Here is a 24,295-nt window from a genome sequence, read left to right on the forward strand (position 1 = left end):
ATGGCGAATTTACAAGAGGTGGTGAGCTGGGACGCTGGCGTCTATCAGCTCGAAACCAGCGACCCGGTGCTCGGCGGCCCGGGGGGTATCTCCAACAAACAGGCTCAGGCGCTGGCGAACCGCACCGCCTACCTGAAAAAGCACATGGATGACCTGGAAGGTGGCACCACCGCTGCGGGCAAGGCCAACAAGCTCACCACGGCGCGTACCATCGCCGTGGCCGGGGATGTGACCGGCCAGGCCTCGTTCGATGGCAGCGGCAACATCTCCATCACCGCCACCTATAAAAACTCCGGGGTGGTGGCGGGGACCTATCGCTCCGTCACCGTCGATGCCAAGGGCAACGTCACCGCCGGCAGCAACCCCACCACCCTGTCGGGCTATGGCATCACCGATGCCGTGCCCAGCAGCCAGAAGGGCGCCGCCAACGGGGTGGCGACCCTGGACAGTGGCGGCAAGGTGCCCGTCGCTCAGATCCCGGCCACCGCCATCACCGACACCTTTGTCGTCGGTACCCAGGCCGCCATGCTGGCCCTGACCGCAGAAATCGGCGATGTCGCGGTGCGCACCGACCTGAACAAGAGCTTCATCCTGCGGGTGGCGGGCGCCTCGACCCTGGCCAACTGGCAAGAGCTGCTCACCCCCACTGACGCAGTGCAGTCGGTAGATGGCCAGACCGGGGTCGTGGTGATCCCCTCCGCAACAGAAGCGGCTCTAGGCAAAGCGCAAATCGCCACCCAGGCCGAGGTAGACGCGGGGATCGATGACAGCAAGTTTGTGACGGCATTGAAGCTGATGAACTGGGTCAAGCAAGCCGGGGAGTCCGTGCTCGGCATGCTGAAGGTGGCAACGCAGGCGCAAACTAACGCTGGCGCGGCCGATGATGTGGTAGTCACCCCCAAGAAGCTGCGCGCCGGGTTTGCAGTATCTCTAGCTGCTAATGGCTACATCGCTTTTCCGACCTGGATGGGGGGAGTAATTATTCAATGGGGTGGGTTTATTGTGAATTTCACTACGGCACCACAGGTGATTGCTCAAGTGGTGACACTTCCCATGACATTCCCTACTTCACAACGGGCTGTGATGCTTGAGCCGTTTACAAGCAGTCCAACCCAATTTGCAGAACACGGTTTTATCCCAACGAATAACAGCCAATTCACTGCATATGTAAATGGTAAGTCTAATACAGCACAAGAATATCGCTGGGTAGCAATCGGATATTAAGGAGACGAAAAATGTTGTTATATTCAAAGTTAACAGGTGGATTTTACAACACTGCAATTAACTGTGGAGAGATCCCAGACTCTGTGGTTGAAATAACAGCGAAGTATCATACAGAACTATTACAAGCACAGGGGCTTGGCATGGTGATTATAAGCAACGATGAAGGCTACCCGATAGCCATAGAACCACCTAGCCAAGTGCGAACAAAGGATGTACTGCGGGCCGAAGTAGCGGCAAAACGATGGCATGTAGAAACCGGTGGGATAGTGGTTGATGGGATGCCAGTCGCCACTGACATTGATTCACAAGCTAGACTGAACAGTGCTTATATATCGTTAAAACTTGGCCATATCAATGATACAAAATGGAAGGATGTAAATGGTACGTTTACGCAAATTACATTGATAGAAATGGAAAAATTAGCGCAGGCAGTTGCCAAACACATCCGAGATTGCTTCTCCAGGGAGAATGCTCATAACGAGATAATTAACTCATTGCGGACTCAAGATGAGCTGGACACCTACGACATCGATACTGGCTGGCCATCAGCAAACTATTAACCCTCTGAACCAGCCCACACCCCGCCCTGTGCGGGGTGTTTCGTTACTGCCGTCATCCGTCACCTTGTCACCGCTTCGCCAGTGTGTACGGCCCTCACACACTGGCCTCCGCTCGCCTGTCATCCCCTGCCCCTGCATCCTGACTCTGCTCGCATCACAGGCATTACCTACGCACAGAATGCTCCGTCCGGACAACAGGAGAACCTATGGCACTGGACCAATTTCACCACGGCGTGCGCGTCGTGGAAGTCAACGAGGGCACGCGCACCATCCGCACCGTCGCCACGGCGGTGATCGGCATCATCTGCACCGGCAGCGATGCGGATGCCGCTTACTTCCCCCTCAACAAACCCGTGCTGATTGCCAACCTGCCGGCGGCCATCGCCAAGGCGGGCAGCACCGGCAACCTCAAGCGCTCGCTGCAAACCATCTATGACACCGTCAACACCATCGTCATCGCCGTGCGCGTGGCCGATGGCGCCGACGCCGCCGAGCTGACCAGCAACATCATCGGCACCATACTGCCGGATGGCAGCTATACCGGCCTCAAGGCGCTGGAGCGGGCCGCCCCGATCACCGGCGTCAAGCCCCGCATCCTCTGCGTGCCGGACAACTGCACCCTGCCCATCGCCACCGCCCTGGCGGGCGCAGCCAAGAAGCTGCGCGCCTTCGCCTATGTGCCAACCATTGCCGACACCGTCGAGGCGGCGCTCGCCTACCGCGAGAACTTCTCCAGCCGCGAACTGATGCCGATCCACGGCGACTGGACCGCCTGGGACACTACCGCCAATGCCAGTATCAAACTGGATGCCTGCCTCAAGGCTGCCGCCATGCGGGCATTCATCGACAAAGAAATTGGCTGGCACAAGACCCTGTCGAACGTCGGCGTGACCGGGGTCGACGGCATGACCAAGGCCCTGTTCTGGGATCTGCAAGACCCCGATACCGAGGTCGGCCTGCTCAACGCCAACGAAATCACTGCCCTCATCCGGGCGGACGGCTTCCGCTACTGGGGCAACCGCACCTGTTCCGATGATCCCCTGTTCGCCTTCGAGAACTACACCCGCACCGCCCAGATCCTGGCCGACACCATGGCCGAGGCACACATGTGGGCCAACGACAAGCCGCTCACCCCCACCCTGGTGAAAGACATCATCGAGGGCATCAAGGCCAAAGGCCGCGAACTGGTGGCAGGCGGTTACCTGCTCGGTTTTGACTGCTGGTACAACGAGGAGCTCAACGACAAAGACACCCTCAAGGCCGGCAAGCTGCGCATCGATTACAACTACACCCCGGTGCCACCGCTCGAAGACCTCGGCTTCATCCAGCGCATCACCGATACCTACCTCATCGACTTCGGCGCCCGCGTCGCGGCCGCCGCATAAGGAGCCACCATGGCACTGCCTCGCAAACTTAAACGCCTGAACGTCTTCCTCAATGGCGATAACTGGGTCGGTGAAGCGGAAGATTTCACCCCGGCCAAACTGTCACGCAAGTTTGAAGCCTATCGCGGCGGCGGGATGGGCGGTGCCGTCAACATCGACATGGGGCTGGATGACAGCGCCCTCGATGTCTCGTTCACCTTCGGTGGCTACGGCGAACCCCTGCTGAGTTGCATGGGTGAGCCAAAAGCCGATGGCACCAGCCTGCGCTTTGCCGGATCAACCCAGCGTGATGACACCGGCGAAGTGATGGCCGTCGAAATCGTCTGCCGTGGCCGCTTCAAAGAGCTCGATCGCGGCACCCTCAAGGCCGGTGACAACACCCAGGCCAAGGTCAGCATGGTCAACACCTACTACAAAGAGACCGTCAACGGTCAGGTGATCCATGAGATTGACCTCATCAACATGATCGAAATCGGCCCCGATGGCGTCGACCGCATGGCCGAACACCGCAAGGCCATCGGCCTCTAACCCACCCAACAACCCAACGGGCGGCCCACAGCCGCCCTCACCACATATCTAGGAACCAATACCATGGAAAACAAGAGCGTTACCCTCGACCAAGTCATCCAGCGCGGCGATACCACCATCACCGAGGTTCAACTGCGCAAGCCCAAGGCGGGCGAAATGCGCGGCCTCAATATGACCGATGTGGTGCAGATGGACGTCAACGCCCTCACCAAACTGCTGCCCCGCATCACAACCCCCATGTTGACCGAGGTCGAGATCGGCAACATGGATCCGGCCGACCTGATGCAACTGGGCAGCGAGGTAAGCGCTTTTTTGGTACCGAAGAGAATGGCCTACCTCATTGCGTAGACGAGGTGATGGCCGATCTGGCCATCATCGCCCACTGGCCGCCGTCCGAGATGGCGGCCATGGAGATCAGCGAGCTGATGGGCTGGCACCAAAACCTCGTTGAGACCCACAACCGCATCAACGGGGCAACAGAGCAATGAACCCTCTCAAACTTCAAATCCTGCTCGGGGCGGTCGACAAGTTGACCGCCCCCCTCAAGGCAGCCAGCGGCCAGAGCCGCATCACCGCCAAAGACCTGGTCGAGACGAAAAAACGCATCAAGGAGCTGGAAACCCAGAGCGGCCAGATTGACGGCTATCGCACCCTGGGCCAACAGATTGGCGCCACCCGCGCCCAACTCACAGCAGCCCAGCGCGATGCCCAGCAGATGGCCCAGCAGTTTGCCAAGGTCGAGCAGCCGACCAAGGCCATGACCCGCGCCATGGAGCAGGCCAAGCAGAAGGTGCGCGACCTCTCCCAACAAGAGCGGGAAATGGTCGCCCGTCACGGCAGCCTGAAACGGGCCCTGGGCGAGGCAGGCATCAACACCAAGCAGCTCGGCGAACACCAGCGCCGCCTCAAGACCGATCTGGCTTCCGCCAATACCCAGCTCGACCAGCAGCGCGCCAAGCTGGGCCAACTGGCCGACCAGCAAAAGCGCCTCAACCAGGTCAAGGCCAGCTATGACAAGACCATGTCCATGCGCGGCACCATGGCGGGCTATGGTGCCGCAGGCATGGCAACCGGTGCCGCGGCTATCTACAAGGGCACCAACATCGCCAGCAAGGCCATGGGCTTTGATGTCGATATGTCCAAGGTGCAGGCGATCACCCGGCTGAACAAAGGCAGCGGCGAACTGGCCGCCTTGCGGGCTCAGGCGCGGGAGCTGGGCGCCAATACCGCCTTCACGGCGGGCGAAGCGGCGCAGGGCCAGGGCTTCCTCGCCATGGCTGGCTTTACCCCCAAGGCGATCCGTGACGCCATGCCTGGGGTGCTCGACATCGCCAAGGCGGGCGGTGTCGAGATTGCCGCAGCTGCGGATATCGGATCCAACATCCTGACCGGCTTCAAGCTGCCAGCAAACCAGATGAACCGGCTCGGGGATGTAATGGTCGGCACCTTCACCCGTGCCAACGTCGACTTGCAGATGCTGGGTGAAACCATGAAGTACGTGGGCCCGGTAGCGGCCGGCCTCGGCGTCGATCTTGAAACAGCCTCCGCCATGGCGGGCAAGCTGGGGGATGCAGGTATCCAGGGCAGCATGGGCGGTACCGCCATGCGGGCCATTCTCGGCCGCCTGGCTGCGCCTCCCAAGGCCGCACACGACGCGCTCGCCGCCCTGAACGTGAAGACCGCCGATGCGGCCGGTAACCTGCGCGCCCTGCCCGATATTCTCGACGAGCTCTACAAGAAGACCAGCAAGATGGGGGACACCACCCGCTCGGGCTACTTCAAGGCCATCGCCGGTGAGGAAGCCTTCGCCGCCCTGGCCGTACTGACCGAACAGGCGGGATCCGGCAAGCTGCAGGAGCTCATCGCCACCTTGAAGCAATCCCAGGGCGAGGCGGGCAAGGTCGCCAAGGTCATGGCTGATAACGCCATTGGTGACCTGGATAACCTCACCTCCGCGTGGGATGACGTGGGCATCCAGATGATGGAGACCGAGAACGGCCCGATGCGCGGGATCATCCAGCGTGTCACCGAGATTATCCAGGTCACCGGTAACTGGATGCGGGCCAACCCTGAACTCACCTCCACCCTGACCCGCATCGCGGCCGTGACAGCCGTGGCGGCGGCCGCCGGCGGTTCACTGCTGCTGGTCGTGGCTGGCCTGCTGGGGCCGCTGGCGGCTATCAAGATGGGGATGTCGATGCTGCTGGTCTACGGGAGCCCCCTGCTGACCTTCATCAAGGCGCTGACCATGGGCATGGTCAGACTCGGCATTGCCATGCTCACCAACCCCATAGGCTGGTTCATCATGGGTATTGTGGCCATCGCCGCCGGGGCTTACCTGCTCTACAAAAACTGGGACGGTGTCGCCGCATGGTTCAGCGGATTGTGGGCGCAGTGCCAGGCCCCTGCGCTCGCCTTCTGGGAGCTCCTGAAAGAGCTCTTCTCATGGACGCCTATCGGCCTGCTCATCATGCACTGGGGCGAGATTTGGGCCTTCTTCGATACCCTGCCAGCCGGGGCGGCCAACAAGGGCAAGGCCATCATCGACGGCCTGATTGGTGGCATCACTGCGAAGTGGGAGAGCCTGAAAGCCAAGATAAAGGCCCTCACCGACCTGCTGCCGGACTGGATGAAAGGGGGTGGTTCGGTCACGGCCAACGTCAACCCGTCAGGCTACCTCACCGGAAACTACAACACCCCGGCCATGGCCGGGGGATCCGGTTACGGTCCACGCATCGTGACGCCGCCGCGCCCGGTCGCCAGAGGCAACACCACCACCCAGATCAGCGCACCGATCCACATCGTCCAGCAACCCGGGCAATCCGGCGCGGATGTGGCGCAAGAGGTTCGCCGCGAACTGGACAGACGCGAACGGCAGGCCGCTGCCAATGGCCGCGCCTCCCTGACCGACCGCAATTAAGGAGCAACCACCATGATGATGACCTTGGGCTGGTTCGTGTTTATGCGCTCGACCGTGGCCCCCCTCTCACAACAAGACGAACGTGCATGGCGCCATCCGGGCAATAACCGGATTGGTGCTCGCCCGGCTTACCAGTTCGTCGGCCCGGATGACGAAACCAGCACCCTGAGCGGGGTGCTGCTGCCCGAGGTGACTGGCGGCCCTGTCTCCCTCGACATGCTCAACCAGATGGGCGACAGCGGCCAAGCCTTCCCCTTGATCCAGGGCGATGGCGTCATGCGTGGGTCATTCGTGATAGAGGGTATCAGCACCACCCGCAGCGAGTTTTTCAGCGATGGCACCGCCCGCAAAATCGAGTTCACCATCAAGCTCAAGCGGGTAGATGACAACGACAGATCCCTTGGCCAGACCCTGCTGGGACGCACCGCGGGCAACCTCTTCGGCCGCCTGGGTCTGGGCAAGCTGGTCGGCAGTATCGGCAACAAGCTCGGGGGGCTTCTCTGATGGGGGCATTCGACCAGTTCGGCACGCGATTGGCAGAGAATTTGGGGCTGACCAATCCGCTCGACGCCTTGCGCCAAGGCCACCCGGTACCGGCTTACCAGGTGCTGGTCGATGGCAAAGACATCTCGGCCACCATCAGGCCGCGCCTGATGTCGATGACCATCACCGACAACCGGGGCTTCACCGCCGACACCATCGAGCTCACCCTCGATGACAGCGACGGTCAGCTAGATATGCCACGCCGGGGCGCCACTCTGCGCGCCCTCATTGGTTGGCAAGGCCAGGCCCTGGTCGACAAGGGCACCTACAAGATCGACGAGGTGGAGCACGGCGGGGCCCCGGATGTGCTCACCATACGGGGCAAGTCAGCCGACCTGCGCGGCGGCATGAACAAACTGCGTGAGCAAAGTTGGCACCAGACCACAGTCAGCGACATCGTCGATCAGGTCGCCGCCCGCTACCAGCTCACGCCCTGCGTGGGTGACTCACTCAAGGGCCAGCTGATCGACCACATCGACCAGGCCAACGAGAGCGATCTCGCCTTCCTCACCCGCCTGGCTGGTCAGTGCGATGGCATCGCCACCGTCAAGAATGGCCGCCTGCTGTTTATCAAAGCTGGCCAGGGCACCACCGCCAGCGGTCAGCCTCTGCCGGCCATCACCATCACCCGTCGGGATGGCGATCAACACCGCTTCTCAGTGGCTGACCGGGATGCCTACACCGGCGTGACCGCCTACTGGCAAGACAACAAGGAGGCGGAAAAGAAGAAAGTCGAGGTGAAGCGCAAGAAGAAGACCAAGCCGAAGCAGGAACGGCCCTTGCCCCCGGGGGTAATGGTCAACAAGCAAGAGAACGAACTGCTGGTCGGTAGCAGCGAGAACGTCAAAGAGCTGCGGCATGTCTATGCCAGCCAGGCAAATGCCATGCGGGCCGCCCGGGCTGAATGGGAGAAGCTGCAACGCGGCGTGGCCGACTTCCAGATCACCCTGGCGCTGGGGCGCCCTGAACTCTACCCGGAGCAACCCACCACCGTCAGAGGGTTCAAGCCCCAGATTGACGAGGCCGACTGGCAGCTCACCCAGGTGGTGCACGACCTCACCAACCAAGGCTTCACCAACCGCCTGCAGCTCGAAGTGAAGCTCGACGAGCTGCCAGAATGAAAATTGCAGTCGCAAAGCCGAATAGTAATACGGGGGAGATCTTCCACCGATGCTCAACCCTGGGCACGTAACCCAGCCCGCAGGGCTATTATCTCTTATCTGGATGGATGGGTGATTTATTCATAACCCCTTCGTTATCGCTTTTCTTTTTTTAAGTATGGGTTTAGCGTTCACTTGAGGCACAGTTAACTAAGGAACGTTCTAAATGAGCTTATACATCCTGTCAAACGACGCCAACCTGCACAGTAATTTTACTTTGACTGCTAAATTTGGTGAAAAAGAGCTTGTGATTTCTTGTCCGAATATAAACTTTACTTGTTCTGCGCCATTGCTATCTAATTACTTGAAAATTGGTGGAAATCCTCCTTATCAGCCTCACTTCATATCTTATGAGCCTGAGGGGTCGCGTGTTGCATGGAAGATAGAGATCCCCAGCGATGACTTTTACAGATTCAAAGATCTATACGACACCGAGTTAGCTGAGCGAAAAGCTAGACGACCAGAGATCAGTTGTGGGGTTGGTGGGGTTGGCTTACCGGTGCCTGGGGTGTTCCGTCGTTACCCGGAAGACGACGAAGATTGATGCCGATAAAGCTAGTTATCGGAATAACTTAGCTACCGGAAGTGCGAGGTTGACCATGGTTGAAACATGCAGCCATTGTGGCGCTCTTTTTACTGTCTCCTGTATCGGAGGAGGTGGGATTTGTGGTGCTTGCCAAGAGCCTATCGACTGCCCTCATTGCAAAAAAATTGTGCGGCAAGAACGAACGACAGGCACATTTACCACGACTCTTGTGAAAGCGCCGGATAGCGCTCTTGCTCAGTACCTAGGTATTACAGATGATGAATGGGATGAGATGGACGCAGAACTCCAAGCAAATACCGGCCATAGTGGCGAGATGACTTACTCTTACTGGTTCGTTGTTCCAGAGGGAACATCCGATGAACTCTTAGCGAAGACAGGCTGGGAAGTTGATCAGATGATCGCTGGCATCCCGGTTTGGGTTGTTGAACCTGATGAACCTGACATGGCTTCTTTTGGCTAACAAACCAGCTTGATTCTGTTTGGGGGGGCCTCTGGCCCCTTTGTTCTATCTACAAGCCTGACAGCGCATAATGCGAAATTCTGTTAAATCACTACCACCAACAGAAATCGATCATCAAATTCGCTGCCGCCACTTTGCCGCCACAACCGCTTAACCAACTAGCTAAATTAAAACTAAGCGATTGTTTTTAAATTGATTTTTGCGCGTTAAAAACCCAATGCTAAAGAGCATAAAACTTTTTCGGCATAATATCGATCTCGAAGAGTTATATAAAACAATCACTTAAAAACCAGTCCCGAACCCCAAGCGGCTCGACCACTGTCAATTCTGGCCCCCTGCCGCCAAATTCGGCTTGCACTTGGGCCGCCTCGGGAGAAGACCCTCGGCAGCAAACGCTGATGCAATGGAAGCAGGATGGGTATAGCTGGCGGCCTAGTCACACGAGAGGGCGAGAATCCAGACCGGCTGTTGGGCCAGCATGATAGCACTCTTTGCCAGCAGATTGCCTGACAAACGTATGCGAAAAGCGGGAAAAATCGTTCATGGCTTCATGATGAGAACCGTCTGACACGGCATTGCGCCGGCCTTGCCCCGCGTCTTGCCAGATTTCAGGTAAAAAAATAGCAGGGGGAGGTTCGAGGCCTCGCACACCTGCTGTCTGTCGATTCGGTCGTCAGTCTGGCTGACAACCCGCCTTAACGACGGTTGGCGTAGGGGTTCGGATAGTTGAAACCCTGGGTATAGAGAGACTGGGCAAACCAATAGGTTGAATTGCTGCCTGACATATTAATACTCCTGATTGCTTAACAAGTTACGTACCTTAATGCGGGCTCAGATCCTTGAACGAACACTCGGTTCCGTGGAGGCGCACTTGCTTTGCTTCGGTTCCCTGGAGGCATTGATTGTCATCCTGACAAGTGGGATGACCCACGGCGGCTAATTTACCATCGCCGGCGAAAAAGACAATATTTTTGTGAGGTGCATCACATTATTGATGTTGTGCTGCATGAACCCCGCCTGGTAGCCAGCTTCACCATTCACGCCCTCTTTATCAGCACAAGCGGACTGCAATTTGCGCTGACTGCTCACATTTTTGTGTGATTGACTGTATTATCGTTACCCACTTCCCCAGCCACCGCTGGGGCCCGCTATCATCCCGTGCAGGTAAGGAGTCCCGACGTGGCACAGCTGAGTTCCCTCTCTCCCAAACTGATTTGGCAATTCTTCGAGCAGATCTGCTCCATCCCCCATCCTTCCAAGCACGAAGCCCAGCTGAGCGCCTGGATTGTCCAGTGGGCACAAGGGGAAGGGCTGGCAGTCAAGCAGGATGCCGTCGGCAACATCATCATCAAGAAACCGGCCACACCGGGGATGGAAAATCGCAAGGCCGTCGTGCTGCAGGCCCACATCGACATGGTGCCCCAAGCCAATGCCGACACCCAGCACGACTTCACCAAGGATCCCATCGATGCCTACATCGACGGTGAATGGGTCACCGCCCGCGGCACCACCCTGGGCGCCGACAACGGCATGGGCATGGCCGGCTGCCTGGCCGTGCTGGCGGACAAGACCATTAAGCACGGCCCGCTGGAAGTGCTGCTGACCACGGACGAAGAGACCGGCATGACCGGCGCCTTCGGTCTGGAAGCGGGCTGGCTGGAAGGCGAGATCCTGCTCAACACCGACTCCGAAGAGGATGGCGAGGTCTACATGGGCTGCGCCGGCGGGGTGGATGCCAATATCCGCTTCCCGCTGGAGCTGGTTGCCGCCACCGAGGGCGAAGGCTTCGAGCTGCAGGTCAAGGGGCTGCGTGGCGGTCACTCCGGGGTCGATATCCACCGCGGCCGTGGCAATGCCAACAAGCTGCTGGTACGCCTGCTCAAGGCCGCCGAGCCGCTGGGTGTGCGACTGGCCGAGATCAGCGGCGGCACCCTGCGCAATGCCATCCCCCGCGAGGCCCGTGCCACCCTGCTGGTGCCTGCCGCCAGCGTGAATGAACTCAAGGCCCTGGTGGATCGCTATGCCGGCATCTACCAGAGCGAACTGGCCGCCACCGAGGCAAACCTGACCGTGCTGCTCAGCAGCAAGGAGAAACCGGCCAAGCTGTTGAGCGAATCCTTGCAGGCCCGCCTGCTGGACTCCCTGATGGCCTGCCCGAACGGTGTCATCCGCATGAGCGATGCCATCCCGGGTGTCACCGAGACCTCTACCAACCTCGGCGTCATCAAGACCCTTGAAGGCGAGATCTATGTACAGTGCCTCATCCGCTCCCTCATCGACTCCGGTCGCGAGAGTGTCGAGCAGATGACCCGTTCCCTGTTCAACCTGGCCGGCGCCAGCTGCGAGTTCACCGGCGCCTACCCGGGCTGGGCCCCGAACGTCGACTCACCAGTGATGGCGCTGGTGCGCAACAGCTACCAGACCCTGTTCGGCGAGATGCCTAACGTCATGGTGATCCACGCAGGCCTGGAGTGCGGCCTGTTCAAGAGCGCCTACCCGGACTGGGACATGGTCTCCTTCGGTCCGACCATCCGTGGTGCTCACTCCCCTGACGAGAAGGTGCACATCCCCGCGGTCGAGCGTTTCTGGCAGCTGCTGGTCCACGTGCTGGAACAGATCCCCGCCAAGTAAGGCCGGTTTTATTGCCAGGTGTCATGATGCCCCGCTTCGTGCGGGGCATTTTTATGGCCATCCTCTTCCGCCAACCCGCACCCTCTTCGTGGCTCCCCTGCCTCAAAACATCCTCATTCTCTTGAAAACGTATCCATAAGAAAACTTTTATACGAAAACCTTTTCCATGATTTATGTAAATTTACAACACAATAAGTTGATCGGGATCACAAAATTCCCTAGCATCAAATTGTGACCAAGGTCACATACAACAACGATTAACAGAGCGATGAGGTAAAACTATGTTCGAGAATCTGGCAGTGCTGTTCCACCTCAAGGGTGCATCCAGCAAGAAAGGCGTCGACGAGAAAGTGACCTATGCACCGGCGACCCGCAACTACTACTTCCGCTATGGCGCCTGAGTGGGCCATCCGAAAGGCAATAAGTAGTAAAATTACAAAATATACAACAATCCACACTGCAGCTATCCCCACGGGAAGCTGTCCTGCCCGGGCCAGATATTCCACGGCCAAACCTGAACTCCAACCATGAAGATGGGGCCCACAGGCCCCATTTTTTTATTGCTCGTCTTGCTGACCGTCCGGTGCGGATGCCGGAGGCCGTGGCTCGGCCGCCGGCATCACATCGCCTTTCCCAGCGGCACCGCCTCCACCGCAGCCAGGGGGAAGTGGCAGGCCACCTGATGAGCCAGCCCGTCGCACACCGTCAGTGCGGGCGAGGCGCTGCGGCACAGATCCGTGGCATAGGGGCAGCGCTGGTGGAAGTGGCAGCCGCTCGGCGGTGAAATGGGGGATGGCACGTCGCCGGTCAGCAGGATCCGCTGATTGCGGCGACGGGGATCCGGCACCGGAATGGCCGAGATGAGCGCCTGGGTATAGGGGTGACGCGGGCTCAGGTAAAGCTGCTGAGCATCCGCCAATTCGACAATCCGCCCCAGATACATGACGGCGATCCGGTCCGAGATGTGTTTGACCACCGACAAGTCGTGGGCGATGAAGATGATGGCGAGGTTCATCTCCTGCTGCAGGGTGAGCAGCAGATTGACTATCTGGGACTGCACCGACACATCGAGCGCCGACACCGCCTCGTCACACACCAGCAGCTTGGGCTTGAGGGCGATGGCCCGGGCGATGCCGATACGCTGGCGCTGGCCGCCGGAAAACTCGTGGGGATAGCGATCCGCCGCACTGCGCGGCAAGCCGACCTTGTCCAGCAGCTCCAAGACCCACTCCCGCCGCTGTGTCGTCGTGCCCTTGCCGTGGATAATGAAGGGCTCCTCCAGGATCTGCCCCACCGTATGGCGGCCATTGAGGGATTCTGCAGGATCCTGAAACACGATCTGCATCTCCTGACGCAGGGAACGCATCTCTTTTGGCGACAGCTGGGTGATGTCCCGCCCCTCGAAGGTGATCTGCCCCGCGGTGGGCTCGAACAGCTTGAGCAGGGAGCGCCCCAGGGTGGACTTGCCACAGCCGGACTCCCCCACCAGTCCCAGGGTCTCCCCCTGTTTCAACTCGAAGCTGATGCCATCTACCGCATAGACGGTGTAGTGCTTGCGCAAAAAACCGCCACCCATCTTGAAGTGCTGCTTCAAGTCCCTGACCGACAACAAGATGCTCATGGCTGTTGCTCCTTGTTATCCAGGGGAAGAGGCGGCATCAGATCCCCCCTCTCCCTCGTGCTGAAGTGCTGCTTCAAGTCCCGCATCGACCACAAGATGCTCATACGCTCAACTCCTTCCAGTGATGGCAGGACACTGTGTGCCGCTCTCCCAGGGATTCCGCCACCGGATTGGTGCCCACGCAGATCTCGGTGGCGTGGGGGCAGCGGTTGGAGAAACGGCACCCCGTCGGCATCTCGTGCAGGGCAGGCACCTGGCCCTTGATGGTCTTGAGCAGGCTCTTTGGCACATCTTCGAGGCGCGGGATCGAGGCCATCAGACCATGAGTATAGGGATGACGCGGCCGGTCAAACAGCTCGTAGATATCGGCCCGCTCCACCGCCCGACCCGCATACATCACCACCACTTCGTCGCACAGCTCCGCCACCACCCCGAGGTCGTGGGTGATGAAGATGATGGCCATGCCGGTCTGGGCTTGCAGCTCCTTCATCAGATCCAGGATCTGGGCCTGAATGGTCACATCCAGCGCCGTGGTCGGCTCGTCGCAGATGAGCAGGGCCGGCTCGCACGCCAGCGCCATGGCGATCATCACCCGCTGGCGCATGCCGCCGGAGAGGTTGTGGGGATAGACCCCGAAGCGCCGCTCCGGCTCCGGGATCCCCACCTTGTGCAGCATGGCGATGGCGGCCGCCTTGCGGTCGTGCTTGCTGTACTCCGGCCGGTGCAGGCTGAACACCTCCATCAACTGATCCCCCACGGTCTGCACCGGGTTCAGGGCCGTCATCGGCTCCTGGAAGATCATGGAGATGCGGTTGCCCCGCACCCGGTACATCTGATCCGGCGGCAGTGACAAGAGCTCCTCCCCTTGGAAGCGGATGGAGCCCGCGACGACCTGACCATGGGGCTTGGGCAACAGCCCCATGATGGCGAGGGACGTGACGCTCTTGCCGCAACCGGACTCGCCGACGATGCCGAGGGTCTGCCCCGGCGCCACGGCGAAGCTCACCCCGTCAAGCACCTTGATCTTGCCGTCATCGACGGCGAACTCCACCTCGAGATCCCGGACCTCGAGGATGGGGGCCTCTCGCTTGGCCATGGCCGCCCCTCCCTTGTCTATGGGCTCAATCCTGGACTCAATGGTGCGCATAGGTCTTGTCGAGCAGATTGATGGGGGCCAGCGCCTCGCCCGCATCCTTGGCTTTTAGGGTCTCGGCCTTCACCTTGGGATCGATCCAGAGCAGACCGCCGCTGCTGTGGGGGTAGCCATCCATGGGCCAGTAGAGCTGATCCGGGGTGTTCTTGGTGGCAGGCACCTCGGGCAGCATCACATAGCGCCAGCTGCTGGCCCGCACATAGTTGAGCTGTACACCGGGCACGAAGATGGCGAGATCATAGATACGCTGCTGGATCTGGCGGGAGAGATCGGCCCGCTTGGCGGTATCGAACTCCACGTCGTAGGCGTCGATCAGGGTGTCGAGTTGCTTGTCTGCCACGTTGAACAGGTTGTTGGTCTGTGGCTTGTTGGCGTTATCCGAGTGGAACGACTCCCAATACTGCGGATAGAGACCGCCACCGCCCCAGCCAAGCCAGGCCGCCTCGTGTTTCTTCTCCAGCATCACCTTGAAACCGGTGGCACCATCCACCAGGTTGAGCTCCAGATCCAGGCCCGCCTTCTTGGCCTCTTCCCTGAGCACGGTCAGCCGCTTGGTGTGCTCCTGGGTGGTGTAGGTGACCGCCAGACTGAGGCGCTCGCCCTTGTCGTTTTGCAAGATGCCGTCCGGCCCCGGCTTGGCGTAGCCTCCCTTGGCGAAGAACTCCCGCGCCTTGGCCACGTCATAGGCCCGCTCGGCCAGCTGCATGTCGGTAAAGTCGCCAAAGCCCGAGCCGAAGGTGGTGGCGCGGTCATAGTCGCCGCGCAGCACGGTGGCGATCATCTTGTCGAGGTTCATGGCGTGCTGGATGCCGAGGCGCACATTGATATCCGCCAACCTGGGATTGGCGATGTTGAGGTGAACCCCCTGCCCGCCCTGCTTGGTGTCGGTCACGGCCATCACCTTCTGCACATAACCCTGCTTGTACTCCGGCGTCACCGCCTTCTCGTGCCACCAGTTCGGCAGCAGCATCTCGAAGGTGTCTATCTCCCCTTTCAGGAAGTGGCGAAACGCGATGTTGTGGTCGCGGATCACCTGCACCTTGATGGTGTCGATGTTGAACCTGCGCTGGTTGTAGCGATCCTGCTGGGCCCACCAGTCTGGCTGCTTGCTGAAGGTGATGGATTTGCCCTTCTTCACCTCGGTCATGACATAGGGACCCGTCGTGGGCACCACGGACCAGTTGTACTGCTTTACCCAGTTGGGGGTCAGCTTGTAGTAATGCTTGGGCTGGGGCCAGAGCTCCGTGGTGTTGAGCAAGTCCAGCTTGGCCTTACGATTGCCCGACTTGACCAAGATGGTGTGGTCGTCAATCTTCTCCACCGCCACGATCTCGGTGGTGTAGTAGTTGTTGTACCAGGGTGCCCGGATCTCCTTGGAACGCATCATCTCGTAGCCGAAGGTGTAGTCGTCGGCGGTGACCGGCTTGCCGTCAGACCACTTGGCGCGCGGATCCAGTTTGAAATAGACGGTCTGGTTATCCGGCGCGATGGCCCACTGGGTCGCCAGCGACGGGATGGGGTTGCCGGTATTGGGGTGGAAGCTGATGAGCCTCAGCTGGTTGTCCTGGATGAAGGAGCGGAACGCACCGTTGGAGTCGGGCCCCACGGTGCGAAACGTCAGCGGGAAGCTGTCGATGAACATGGTCAGAGAGCCGCCTGGCAGCGCCTTGGGGGAGGCAAACACCGGGTCCGTGTCATTGGTTTCCCACTTGAGATCCGCGGGCAGGCTGGCGGCCCAGACCCAGGATCCATTCACCAGCAGGAAAAGTGCACCTATCCATTTTATTTTATTCTTCATATCTGACTTCCTGGTCATGACCCCTGCTGCGGGGGCTTCTTGATTAAGGGTTAAATCATGTCACTTCACACACAACCGATATCTTGCACCACGCCATCACTGGTAGCGGGTGAACTTGCGCGGATCGAACGCCTCCCGGATGGCCTCGCCAATGAAGGAGACCATGATGAGCACCAGGCTCACCGCCGCCACCACCGAGCTCACGATCCAGATGGCACCCAGGTTGTTGATGCCCTGGGAGAGCAGCTCCCCCCAGCTCGGGGTGGGCGGCGCCAGGCCGAAGCCCAGGTAATCCAGCGCCGTCAGGGTGGAGATATTGCCCACCACGGCGAAGGGGGCCAGGGTGACGATCATCATCAGGGTATTGGGCAGTATGTGGTTGAAGATGATCCGCCCCGTGCTGGCCCCCTGGGCCCGCGCCGCCATCACATAGTCCCGCGCCCGCTCCTTGTAGGTGAGGGTGCGCATGTACCAGGTGATCCCCATCCAGCCAAACAGCACGTTGATGCCGACGAACAAGCCGAAGTTCGGCTTGGCCAGCGACACCAGGATCATGATGACGTAGAGGAAGGGCACCTGGGACCAGATCTCGATGAAGCGCTGCAGCACCAGATCAAAGCGCCCGCCGAGAAAGCCCATCATGCAGCCGATGCTGACCCCGATGACGTAGCTCGCCACCAGGGTGATGAAGGCAAAACCGATGGCGATGCGAAAGCCGTATACCAGACGCGCCAGCACATCGCGGCCGCTGGTGTCGGTGCCGAGGAAGTGGCGCTCGGCCAGGCTAGGCGCATAGGGGGGATAGGCGTCCTGCTTGAAGTCCTGCTCATAGGGGTTCCAGGGCACCAAGGGCAGCAGCACCCAATCCCCTTTTCCCGCCTCTGCGAAGCGGGCCTGCAACTGGCGGTAATTGGTCTCGTATTCGTAATCCAGCCCGAACTGCTGGCCAGAGATAACGTTTCCATAAGTCGGGAAGTAGAGCTCCCCCTGATAGCTCACCACCAGGGCCCGGCTGTTGACCAGGAGTTCCGCCAGAAGGGAGATGACAACCAGCACGGAGAAGATGATAAAGGAGTAGTAACCCCGCTTTATCGACTTGAAACGCTTGAGTTTTTTCAGTGTGACCGGGTTGAGATTCAGGTTCATGGTCAGTCTCCAAACCGCACGCGAGGATCGACCAGCGCCACACAGATGTCGGAGACGATATTCCCCACCAGCATCAGCATGGAGGTGATCGCCAGGATCCCCATGACGGTGGGGTAATCCCGCTCGACGATGGCCTCGTAGCCGAGCAGGCCTATGCCGTCGATGTTGAAGATGGTCTCGATGAGGAAGGAGCCCCCGAAGAAGACGGTGAGCACGGACCCCAGATGGCTGGCGATGGGGATCAGGCTGTTGCGCATGGCATGGCCGGTGACCGCCTTGCGAAACGGCAGCCCCTTGGCCACGGCGGTGCGCACGTAATCCGCCGACAGGTTTTCCATCAGGCTGTTCTTCATGGTCATGGTGAGGATGGCAAAATCGCCGATGGCATAGGCGATGAGGGGCAGCAGAGCGTGGGCGAAGACGGTGCGGATCTGGTCCCAGCTGCTCTCCATGTACTCGAAGTCGTCCCCCGGGAAGCCCCCCATGGGCAGCCACTCCAGATGGAAGGCAAAGACAGTGATGAGGAAGATCCCCACCACGTAGGCGGGCAGCGCATAGGCCATGTAGATGAGCATGGAGCTCAGGGAGTCGAAGCGGCTGTTATGCCTGAGCGCCTTGGCCACCCCGAGCGGGATGGAGACCGCATAGCTCAGCAGGAAGGTCGCCAGCCCGAAGAAGGCGGTGACCGGCAAGCGATCCTTGATGAGGTCCCACACCGGCTCGTAGTAACGGGTCGACTCCCCCAGATCCAGCACCGCGAGTTTTTGCAGCCACTCCCAGTAAGCGATCAGCATGGGCTTGTCCAGGCCGTAGAACGCCTTGAGCTCCTCGATCTGCTCGTCGGAGAGGGCCTGGGCTCCCTTGCTGCCACTGGAGCGCCCGCTTTCATTCTGCGATACCTGCGCCTGCATCAGCATGCGTTCGACCGGACCGCCCGGCACGAAGCGGGTGATGGTGAAGACGAGCAGGGTGATCCCGAGAAACGTCGGGATGATCAAAAGCATCCGACGTAAGAAATACGACAGCATGGTGGGTTAAACCTCATCCTTGTTGTTCTTGTATGGCCATTCAAATCCGATGAACAGCCTGTCCTTCCTGGCATTACTCACTGAATTGCCTGTCATTGGCAGACAATACCGCTCGGTCACTGTAAAAGCTCTGCAACAAAAATCAAGTAAAACGAGGCACATGAAACAGGAGGGGGCGGTGCAGTAGAAAAAACCGGAATTTTTTTTTCGAAAACCCAACTTCAAGATAAAAAACTGCTACGCCATCATATTTAAATTATTTTTATTTAATAAAATTTAATTAAACAAAACACGAAATCGGCACCAAAATCCATATTTAACAATCACTTACACTAAATCAGTGGCGATGTTGATTTTACCTATAGAAGAAGAGGGATTTTTCGATGGGCAGGACAAGGCTCCGAGCGAGAACATGAACAAAGACAGATTTAAATGCTACCAAAGTAGATATTGGCGATATATCACTCATCGGGACATGTGCATTATCGATAAGTTCAAAAATAATCAATAAAATCGAAACGGGTACATTTAACATCGTTTTCACATCGCTGAATGCAAGATGAACAGTATAAAATCCCGAAAAAAACGCCCATATAAAAAATAGTCATCTAATTCCCACCTGCCTCCCCATTCACCCCGCCTCATTTGACGTTAAACCTCAAACCTTGATAAGCCTTACGCACTGCTCCAACGAGGGCGGTACAGGAAGCAAACAAAAAACAATCAGGAAGGATACTAGCGATGCTTAGGAAAAGCAGACTCTCTGCTGCCGTAGCGTTTGCCTTGGCGAGCGCGGCAGTTGTGGCCACCCCTGTCCTGGCCGAAGAGGGCCAGAACGTAGAAAAACTGCAAAAAATCAAGGTCACAGGCTCCCGGATCTCCCGGGTCGACGTGGAAGGTTCCACCCCTGTCGTCTCCGTCAGCAAGGCCAAGATTGAAGAATCTGGCCAACAGACCGTCGCCGACTACCTCAAGCAAGCCTCTTACAACTCCTTCGGGGGGGTCTCCCCCGCCTCCGGCAGCTCCTTCCAGTCCCAGGCCACCGTCGGCCTGCGCGGCCTGGGGTCTGAGCGCACCCTGGTTCTGCTGAATGGCAAGCGGGTCGCGGGTTCCCCCACCATGGGCGGCACCTCCATCAACCTGAACACCATCCCCATGGCCGCCGTCGAGCGGGTTGAAGTCAACCTGGACGGCGGCTCCGCCATCTACGGTTCCGATGCCATCGGCGGTGTCATCAACGTGGTACTCAAGGAAGGCTATGAAGGCCTGACCTTCCAGGGTCGCCTGGGCTCCCCGAGCGAAGACGGGGGTGACGAAGCAAGCGGCTCCATCGTTGCCGGCGTCAATGGCGAGAAAGGCTCCCTGATGGCGGTCTACGAGCATGACAAGAAAGACGTCATCTACGCCCGTGATCGCGATTATCTCTCCAAGCAGGGCAACGAAGCCCCCAGCGCCTATGGCCGCAACGTGGAAGGGGTGACCGGTCTGGATGCCAATGGCGATCCGGTCTGGAAATATGGCCCCCTGGCGGGCGCCACCAACGCCGATGGCAGCTGTAAAGAGCCCTTCATCGGTTTCGAAGACGGCTGTAACTACAACTACGGCAAGATTGCCGCCACCACGGCCTCCCGCAGCCGCGACACCCTGTATGTGAACGGCCGTTATCACATCAATGACAACGTGGACTTCGTGCCCCAGATCATCGGCTCCCGGGTCGAGAGTTTCGGTCGCTTCGCCCCCGCTGCCGGGGCCTTCACCATCGATCCGGCCAACCCGAACAACGCCAGCTTCTTCACCGACAACGGCCTGGATGCCGCCGCTACCCAGGGTCTGGGTGAAGCCGCCTATGCCTACTACCGCTTCAGCAACGTCGGTCCCCGTGACAACCTGGTCACCGACCTGACCGGCAGCCTGAACCTCGGCTTCGAAGGCACCATCGCCACCGAATCCGTGGGTGACATGCAGTGGAACGCCGGTTACATGTATTCCAAGACCGACAACAAGGAGAACGGTACCGGTTACGTGCTGGCCTCCGCCGCCCAGCAGGCGATCGCCGATGGCAAGTTCGTGGGTGGCGAGTTCAGCGCCGACAGCACCAAGGCCATGGCCGCCGACACCAGCCGCCGCTCCACCATGGACTTCTACCAGTGGTACGCAGGGGTGCAGTGGGACATGGGTGAACTGCCCGCCGGTCCGGTCAGCTGGTACGCCGGCGCCGAGTACAACGACTGGGTCTACACCGACAAGTACGATGCCCAGTCCGAAGCCGGCAACATCATCGGCTCCTCCGGCAACTCCTCCGGCGGTGTGCGCGACGTGACCGCCGCCTACATCGAGACCCTGGTGCCCATCACCGAGCAGATCGAGCTGAACGTGGCCGGTCGTTTCGATGACTACAGCGACTTTGGCAGCGCCTTCTCTCCCAAGGCGAGCCTGCGCTACCAGCCGCTGGACAATCTGATGCTGCGCACCTCCTGGTCCCGCTCCTTCCGTGCCCCCAGCCTGAGCGATCTCTACGCGGCGGACTCCTACTCGGCCGACTGGGCCAAGGACTATGTCTACTGCGAGGCCAATGGCATCTCGGCAGCCAACTGCCCGAACCGTCAGTACGACACTACCCGTACCTCCAACGAGCAGCTGAAGGAAGAGACCGCGGATACCTGGAACTTCGGGGTGGCTTACAGCCCGCTCGATGACCTGAACCTCTCCCTGGACTACTACACCATCAGCATCGATGACGTGATCCAGCTGAACTCCCTGCAGTCCGTCATCTATGACGAACTGAACACCGGAAGCTCCAGCAACGTCACCCGTAACAGCCAGGGCCGGATCAATGGCGCCATCGCCTCCATGGTCAACCTGGGTACCCTGGATACCTCGGGCCTCGATCTCAAGGTGGACTACAAGTACGACCTGAACTACGCCACCGTCCGTTATGACCTCGGCGGTACCTACATCCTGGAGTACAAGGAAGGTCTGTACGCCGGCGGCCCGGTCATCGACAAGATTGGCCAGAACGGTCTGCCCCAGTTCCGCTTCAGCACCGGTGTCGGCGTCAACGTTCCCCAATGGTGGAACATGGATACCTACCTGAGCGCGAACTACATCGACTCCCAGAGCCAGGACTACATCGCCGATACCGGTCAGGAAGTCGGTCACATCGCGTCCCAGACCACCTGGAACCTGAACGTCGGCGTGGAAGCGCCGTGGGATGGCAAGATCCAGGTCGGGGTGAAGAACATGTTCAACGCGGGCCCGTCCCTCGAGAGCGATGGCTTCACCTATGACGAAGAGCTCTACAGCATCGACGGTCGCATCTACTACATCGACTACGCCCAGAAGTTCTAATCCACCAAGCAAGAGACAAGCCGGCCCCACTGGGGTCGGCTTTGCCCAACATTCCAAGGAAGTAATGGAGATAGGGTAATCCTATGAAAACAAGGACTATTACAATGAAGAAAGCGCTCCTCGGCAGCCTGGTTTCCGCTGCCTTGCTGACCAGCTTCAATCTGAGTGCCGCCTCTGCCAACCAGGCCGTGGACACTCAAGCCGCCACCGACAATGCATCCAAAGTTTCCCAACAGAAGATCGACAACTACGCCGAGTCTGCCGAAACGGCCCTGGCGCAGTACAAGGCCGCCCTGCGTCAGGTCGACAGCCTGCGAACCTACAACGAGCAGGTCGGCAAGATGGTCGAGTCCCAGAGCAGCGAGCTGGCCTCCATGCAGCGCCAGATAGACCAGATCGATCAGACCAGCACCGAAGTGGTGCCCCTGATGCTCAAGATGATCGACTCCCTCGATCAGTTCGTCTCCCTGGATCTGCCGTTCCAGAAGGTGGAGCGCGAGGACCGCGTGGCCGCCCTGACCGATCTCATGAACCGGGCCGACGTCACCATCTCCGAGAAGTACCGCAAGATCCTCGAGGCCTACCAGATCGAAGAGGGCTTCAGCCGCACCATCGAATCCTACAAGGCGAGCCTGGACAAGGATGGCAGCGAGAAGACCTATGAGTTCCTGCGGGTCGGGCGCATCGCCCTGCTCTACCAGTCCCCGGATGGTAACGAGACCGGCATGTGGAACAAGAAGACCCGCCAATGGGAAGAGTTGCCCCAGGAGTATCGCAGTGCAGTAGAACAGGGCTTGCGTATTGCCAAGAAACAGGCGCCACCCGCCCTCATCAAGCTGCCGGTTCAAACTGCGGAGAAAGCATCATGAAAGGAATCAAACTGGCCATTGCCTCCCTGATTGCGGGAGCCACCCTGATCACCCTGCCGGTGACCGCCGCCGAGAAACCGGTGGATCTCAATGCCCTGCTGAGCCAGGTCAAAGCCGCCAGCACCAGCGAATCCCAGCTCAACAAGGAGCGGGAAGCCCGCTTCCTCGCGGACAAGAACGAGCAAGGGGCCCTGCTGGCCAAAGCCAAGGCCGAGCTTGCCGCCGAGACCGCCAAGGGCGAGCAGCTCAAAGCGACCTTCGACGCCAACGACAAGCAGTTGACCGAGCTGACCGAAACCCTGCGCCAGCGTTCCGGCAACATGGGAGAGATGTTCGGCGTACTGCGTCAGTTCGCCGGCGAGTTCAAGGGGATCTTCAACGCCTCCGCCCGCCGGGTCGAGCATCCGGAGCAGGCGGCGCTGCTGACTCGCCTCGCCGAGAGTAAAGAGCTGCCCTCCAGCGACGATCTGACCGCCTTCTGGACCGTCACCCTTGGCCGCATGGTCGATGGTGGCAAGGTAAGCCAGATCCCGGCCACCGTGGTCTACGGCGAGGGCAACCAGGCCGAGAAGACGGTCACCCAGATCGGCGAGTTCAACACCGTCTCCGATGGCAAGTACCTGACCTTCGTGCCGGAAACCGGCAAGTTCGAACAGCTGCCCCGTCAGCCGGACAGCAGCGTGCTGGAGCCGGTCGCCAAGTTTGAGCAGGGCGGCGGCGCCGTCGAGCCCATCTTCGTCGATCCGTCCCGCGGCGTGATCCTCTCCCTGCTGGTGCAGTCTCCGACCCTGAAGGAGCGCATCGATCAAGGGGGTGAAGTGGGCTACGTCATCATGGTACTCGGCGTGCTCGGTACCCTGCTGGCCCTGTTCTGTGGTGCCCGTCTGTCGCTGATCGGCGGCTCCATGCGCAAGCAGCTCAAATCCGAGCAGATCATCAAGGGCAACCCCATCGGCGAGATGCTGGAAGCTTACCAGGGCCATCGCGGTGACAACATCGAGGATCTGGAATCCAAGCTCGACGAGATCATCCTGCGCAACGTGCCCAAGTTCGAGAAGGGCATCAGCATCATCAAGCTGATCGCCTCCGTGGCCCCGCTGCTGGGTCTGCTGGGTACCGTGGTCGGCATGATCGCCACCTTCCAGGCCATCACCCTGTTCGGTACCGGCGATCCCAAGCTGATGGCAGGCGGCATCTCCGAGGCCCTGGTCACCACCATGCAAGGTCTGGTGGTCGCGGTGCCCATGCTGTTCCTCTACACCATTGTGCAGACCCAGAGCCGCCGTCTCATCCAGGTGCTGGAAGAGCAGAGCGCAGGCTTTGTGGCCCGCTACCAGGAGAGCCTGTACGCCGCCAAGGCTGCAGCCTAAGGAG

General features: G+C 59.5%; 20 protein-coding genes. 15 read left to right on the plus strand and 5 right to left on the minus strand.

Annotation, left to right across the window (positions count from 1 at the left end; all coding sequences use genetic code 11):
• From VZC39_RS16125 to VZC39_RS16180, 12 genes are all read left to right on the plus strand, one after another.
• A complete protein-coding gene (locus VZC39_RS16125; protein ID WP_434663877.1) occupies window positions 1-1,224 on the plus strand; it encodes a gp53-like domain-containing protein in 1,224 nt (407 codons plus the stop codon).
• A gap of 11 nt (window positions 1,225-1,235) precedes the next feature.
• On the plus strand, window positions 1,236-1,784 hold the full coding sequence (locus VZC39_RS16130) for a DUF4376 domain-containing protein (RefSeq protein WP_434663880.1): 549 nt from the start codon (window positions 1,236-1,238) through the stop codon (window positions 1,782-1,784).
• A gap of 206 nt (window positions 1,785-1,990) precedes the next feature.
• Complete coding sequence (locus tag VZC39_RS16135; RefSeq protein WP_434663882.1) at window positions 1,991-3,169, plus strand: phage tail sheath protein; 1,179 nt, start codon at window positions 1,991-1,993, stop codon at window positions 3,167-3,169.
• A 9-nt stretch (window positions 3,170-3,178) separates the two neighbouring features.
• On the plus strand, window positions 3,179-3,697 hold the full coding sequence (locus VZC39_RS16140; RefSeq protein WP_182787809.1) for a phage major tail tube protein: 519 nt from the start codon (window positions 3,179-3,181) through the stop codon (window positions 3,695-3,697).
• Window positions 3,698-3,760: 63 nt separating this feature from the next.
• Window positions 3,761-4,045, plus strand: coding sequence for a phage tail assembly protein (locus VZC39_RS16145; RefSeq protein ID WP_434663885.1), 285 nt, complete (start codon window positions 3,761-3,763; stop codon window positions 4,043-4,045).
• Between the two features lie 8 nt (window positions 4,046-4,053).
• On the plus strand, window positions 4,054-4,185 hold the full coding sequence (locus tag VZC39_RS16150) for a GpE family phage tail protein (protein WP_029306174.1): 132 nt from the start codon (window positions 4,054-4,056) through the stop codon (window positions 4,183-4,185).
• The gene (locus VZC39_RS16155) at window positions 4,182-6,617 is read left to right on the plus strand and encodes a phage tail tape measure protein (protein WP_434663889.1); all 2,436 of its coding nucleotides are present in this window, start codon (window positions 4,182-4,184) and stop codon (window positions 6,615-6,617) included. Before VZC39_RS16150 ends, VZC39_RS16155 begins: the two co-directional genes overlap by 4 nt.
• Window positions 6,618-6,629: 12 nt before the next feature.
• The gene (locus tag VZC39_RS16160; RefSeq protein WP_429169015.1) at window positions 6,630-7,121 is read left to right on the plus strand and encodes a phage tail protein; all 492 of its coding nucleotides are present in this window, start codon (window positions 6,630-6,632) and stop codon (window positions 7,119-7,121) included.
• Window positions 7,121-8,281 (plus strand): phage late control D family protein, encoded by a 1,161-nt coding sequence (locus VZC39_RS16165; RefSeq protein ID WP_434663891.1) that lies wholly within the window; start codon window positions 7,121-7,123, stop codon window positions 8,279-8,281. The genes VZC39_RS16160 and VZC39_RS16165 overlap by 1 nt, the downstream gene beginning before the upstream one ends.
• A gap of 205 nt (window positions 8,282-8,486) precedes the next feature.
• Window positions 8,487-8,864 (plus strand): hypothetical protein, encoded by a 378-nt coding sequence (locus VZC39_RS16170; protein WP_434663893.1) that lies wholly within the window; start codon window positions 8,487-8,489, stop codon window positions 8,862-8,864.
• A gap of 49 nt (window positions 8,865-8,913) precedes the next feature.
• Window positions 8,914-9,327 (plus strand): hypothetical protein, encoded by a 414-nt coding sequence (locus VZC39_RS16175; protein WP_434663896.1) that lies wholly within the window; start codon window positions 8,914-8,916, stop codon window positions 9,325-9,327.
• A gap of 1,179 nt (window positions 9,328-10,506) precedes the next feature.
• Window positions 10,507-11,958, plus strand: coding sequence for an aminoacyl-histidine dipeptidase (locus VZC39_RS16180; protein ID WP_434663898.1), 1,452 nt, complete (start codon window positions 10,507-10,509; stop codon window positions 11,956-11,958).
• A 619-nt stretch (window positions 11,959-12,577) separates the two neighbouring features.
• Here the strand turns inward: VZC39_RS16180 and VZC39_RS16185 are convergent.
• The 5 genes from VZC39_RS16185 to VZC39_RS16205 all read right to left on the minus strand — a co-directional run bounded on the left by VZC39_RS16185 (window position 12,578) and on the right by VZC39_RS16205 (window position 18,704).
• Window positions 12,578-13,579: an ABC transporter ATP-binding protein gene (locus VZC39_RS16185; RefSeq protein ID WP_349919320.1), complete on the minus strand. Its 1,002-nt coding sequence runs from the start codon at window positions 13,577-13,579 to the stop codon at window positions 12,578-12,580.
• A gap of 100 nt (window positions 13,580-13,679) precedes the next feature.
• Window positions 13,680-14,675, minus strand: a complete 996-nt coding sequence (locus VZC39_RS16190; protein ID WP_434663901.1) for an ABC transporter ATP-binding protein — start codon at window positions 14,673-14,675, stop codon at window positions 13,680-13,682.
• 37 nt (window positions 14,676-14,712) lie between these two features.
• Entirely contained in the window at window positions 14,713-16,530 is a 1,818-nt protein-coding gene (locus VZC39_RS16195) for an extracellular solute-binding protein (RefSeq protein WP_434663903.1), read from the minus strand.
• Between the two features lie 96 nt (window positions 16,531-16,626).
• Window positions 16,627-17,670: an ABC transporter permease gene (locus tag VZC39_RS16200; RefSeq protein ID WP_434668493.1), complete on the minus strand. Its 1,044-nt coding sequence runs from the start codon at window positions 17,668-17,670 to the stop codon at window positions 16,627-16,629.
• Between the two features lie 8 nt (window positions 17,671-17,678).
• Window positions 17,679-18,704 (minus strand): ABC transporter permease subunit, encoded by a 1,026-nt coding sequence (locus VZC39_RS16205; RefSeq protein WP_434663906.1) that lies wholly within the window; start codon window positions 18,702-18,704, stop codon window positions 17,679-17,681.
• 741 nt (window positions 18,705-19,445) lie between these two features.
• Here VZC39_RS16205 and VZC39_RS16210 point away from each other — a divergent pair.
• From VZC39_RS16210 to VZC39_RS16220, 3 genes are all read left to right on the plus strand, one after another.
• Complete coding sequence (locus tag VZC39_RS16210; protein ID WP_349919326.1) at window positions 19,446-22,052, plus strand: TonB-dependent receptor plug domain-containing protein; 2,607 nt, start codon at window positions 19,446-19,448, stop codon at window positions 22,050-22,052.
• A 104-nt stretch (window positions 22,053-22,156) separates the two neighbouring features.
• Window positions 22,157-22,921 (plus strand): DUF3450 domain-containing protein, encoded by a 765-nt coding sequence (locus VZC39_RS16215; protein ID WP_349919328.1) that lies wholly within the window; start codon window positions 22,157-22,159, stop codon window positions 22,919-22,921.
• On the plus strand, window positions 22,918-24,291 hold the full coding sequence (locus VZC39_RS16220; RefSeq protein WP_349919329.1) for a MotA/TolQ/ExbB proton channel family protein: 1,374 nt from the start codon (window positions 22,918-22,920) through the stop codon (window positions 24,289-24,291). The genes VZC39_RS16215 and VZC39_RS16220 overlap by 4 nt, the downstream gene beginning before the upstream one ends.
• Window positions 24,292-24,295 lie beyond the last annotated feature (4 nt).

The organism is Aeromonas sp. NJAU223, from assembly GCF_051125555.1.
In the GTDB taxonomy this organism is placed as follows: Bacteria; Pseudomonadota; Gammaproteobacteria; order Enterobacterales; family Aeromonadaceae; genus Aeromonas; species Aeromonas veronii_G.

Bases quoted from the DNA above. Each gene is read 5' to 3' on its own strand.
- VZC39_RS16160 (WP_429169015.1), top strand. From the start codon at position 6,630: ATGATGATGACCTTGGGCTGGTTCGTGTTTATGCGCTCGACCGTGGCC.
- VZC39_RS16220 (WP_349919329.1), top strand. From the start codon at position 22,918: ATGAAAGGAATCAAACTGGCCATTGCCTCCCTGATTGCGGGAGCCACC.
- VZC39_RS16150 (WP_029306174.1), top strand. From the start codon at position 4,054: ATGGCCGATCTGGCCATCATCGCCCACTGGCCGCCGTCCGAGATGGCG.
- VZC39_RS16155 (WP_434663889.1), top strand. From the start codon at position 4,182: ATGAACCCTCTCAAACTTCAAATCCTGCTCGGGGCGGTCGACAAGTTG.
- VZC39_RS16140 (WP_182787809.1), top strand. From the start codon at position 3,179: ATGGCACTGCCTCGCAAACTTAAACGCCTGAACGTCTTCCTCAATGGC.
- VZC39_RS16195 (WP_434663903.1), bottom strand. From the start codon at position 16,530: ATGAAGAATAAAATAAAATGGATAGGTGCACTTTTCCTGCTGGTGAAT.
- VZC39_RS16170 (WP_434663893.1), top strand. From the start codon at position 8,487: ATGAGCTTATACATCCTGTCAAACGACGCCAACCTGCACAGTAATTTT.
- VZC39_RS16185 (WP_349919320.1), bottom strand. From the start codon at position 13,579: ATGAGCATCTTGTTGTCGGTCAGGGACTTGAAGCAGCACTTCAAGATG.
- VZC39_RS16145 (WP_434663885.1), top strand. From the start codon at position 3,761: ATGGAAAACAAGAGCGTTACCCTCGACCAAGTCATCCAGCGCGGCGAT.
- VZC39_RS16205 (WP_434663906.1), bottom strand. From the start codon at position 18,704: ATGCTGTCGTATTTCTTACGTCGGATGCTTTTGATCATCCCGACGTTT.
- VZC39_RS16125 (WP_434663877.1), top strand. From the start codon at position 1: ATGGCGAATTTACAAGAGGTGGTGAGCTGGGACGCTGGCGTCTATCAG.
- VZC39_RS16210 (WP_349919326.1), top strand. From the start codon at position 19,446: ATGCTTAGGAAAAGCAGACTCTCTGCTGCCGTAGCGTTTGCCTTGGCG.
- VZC39_RS16165 (WP_434663891.1), top strand. From the start codon at position 7,121: ATGGGGGCATTCGACCAGTTCGGCACGCGATTGGCAGAGAATTTGGGG.
- VZC39_RS16130 (WP_434663880.1), top strand. From the start codon at position 1,236: ATGTTGTTATATTCAAAGTTAACAGGTGGATTTTACAACACTGCAATT.
- VZC39_RS16215 (WP_349919328.1), top strand. From the start codon at position 22,157: ATGAAGAAAGCGCTCCTCGGCAGCCTGGTTTCCGCTGCCTTGCTGACC.
- VZC39_RS16135 (WP_434663882.1), top strand. From the start codon at position 1,991: ATGGCACTGGACCAATTTCACCACGGCGTGCGCGTCGTGGAAGTCAAC.
- VZC39_RS16190 (WP_434663901.1), bottom strand. From the start codon at position 14,675: ATGGCCAAGCGAGAGGCCCCCATCCTCGAGGTCCGGGATCTCGAGGTG.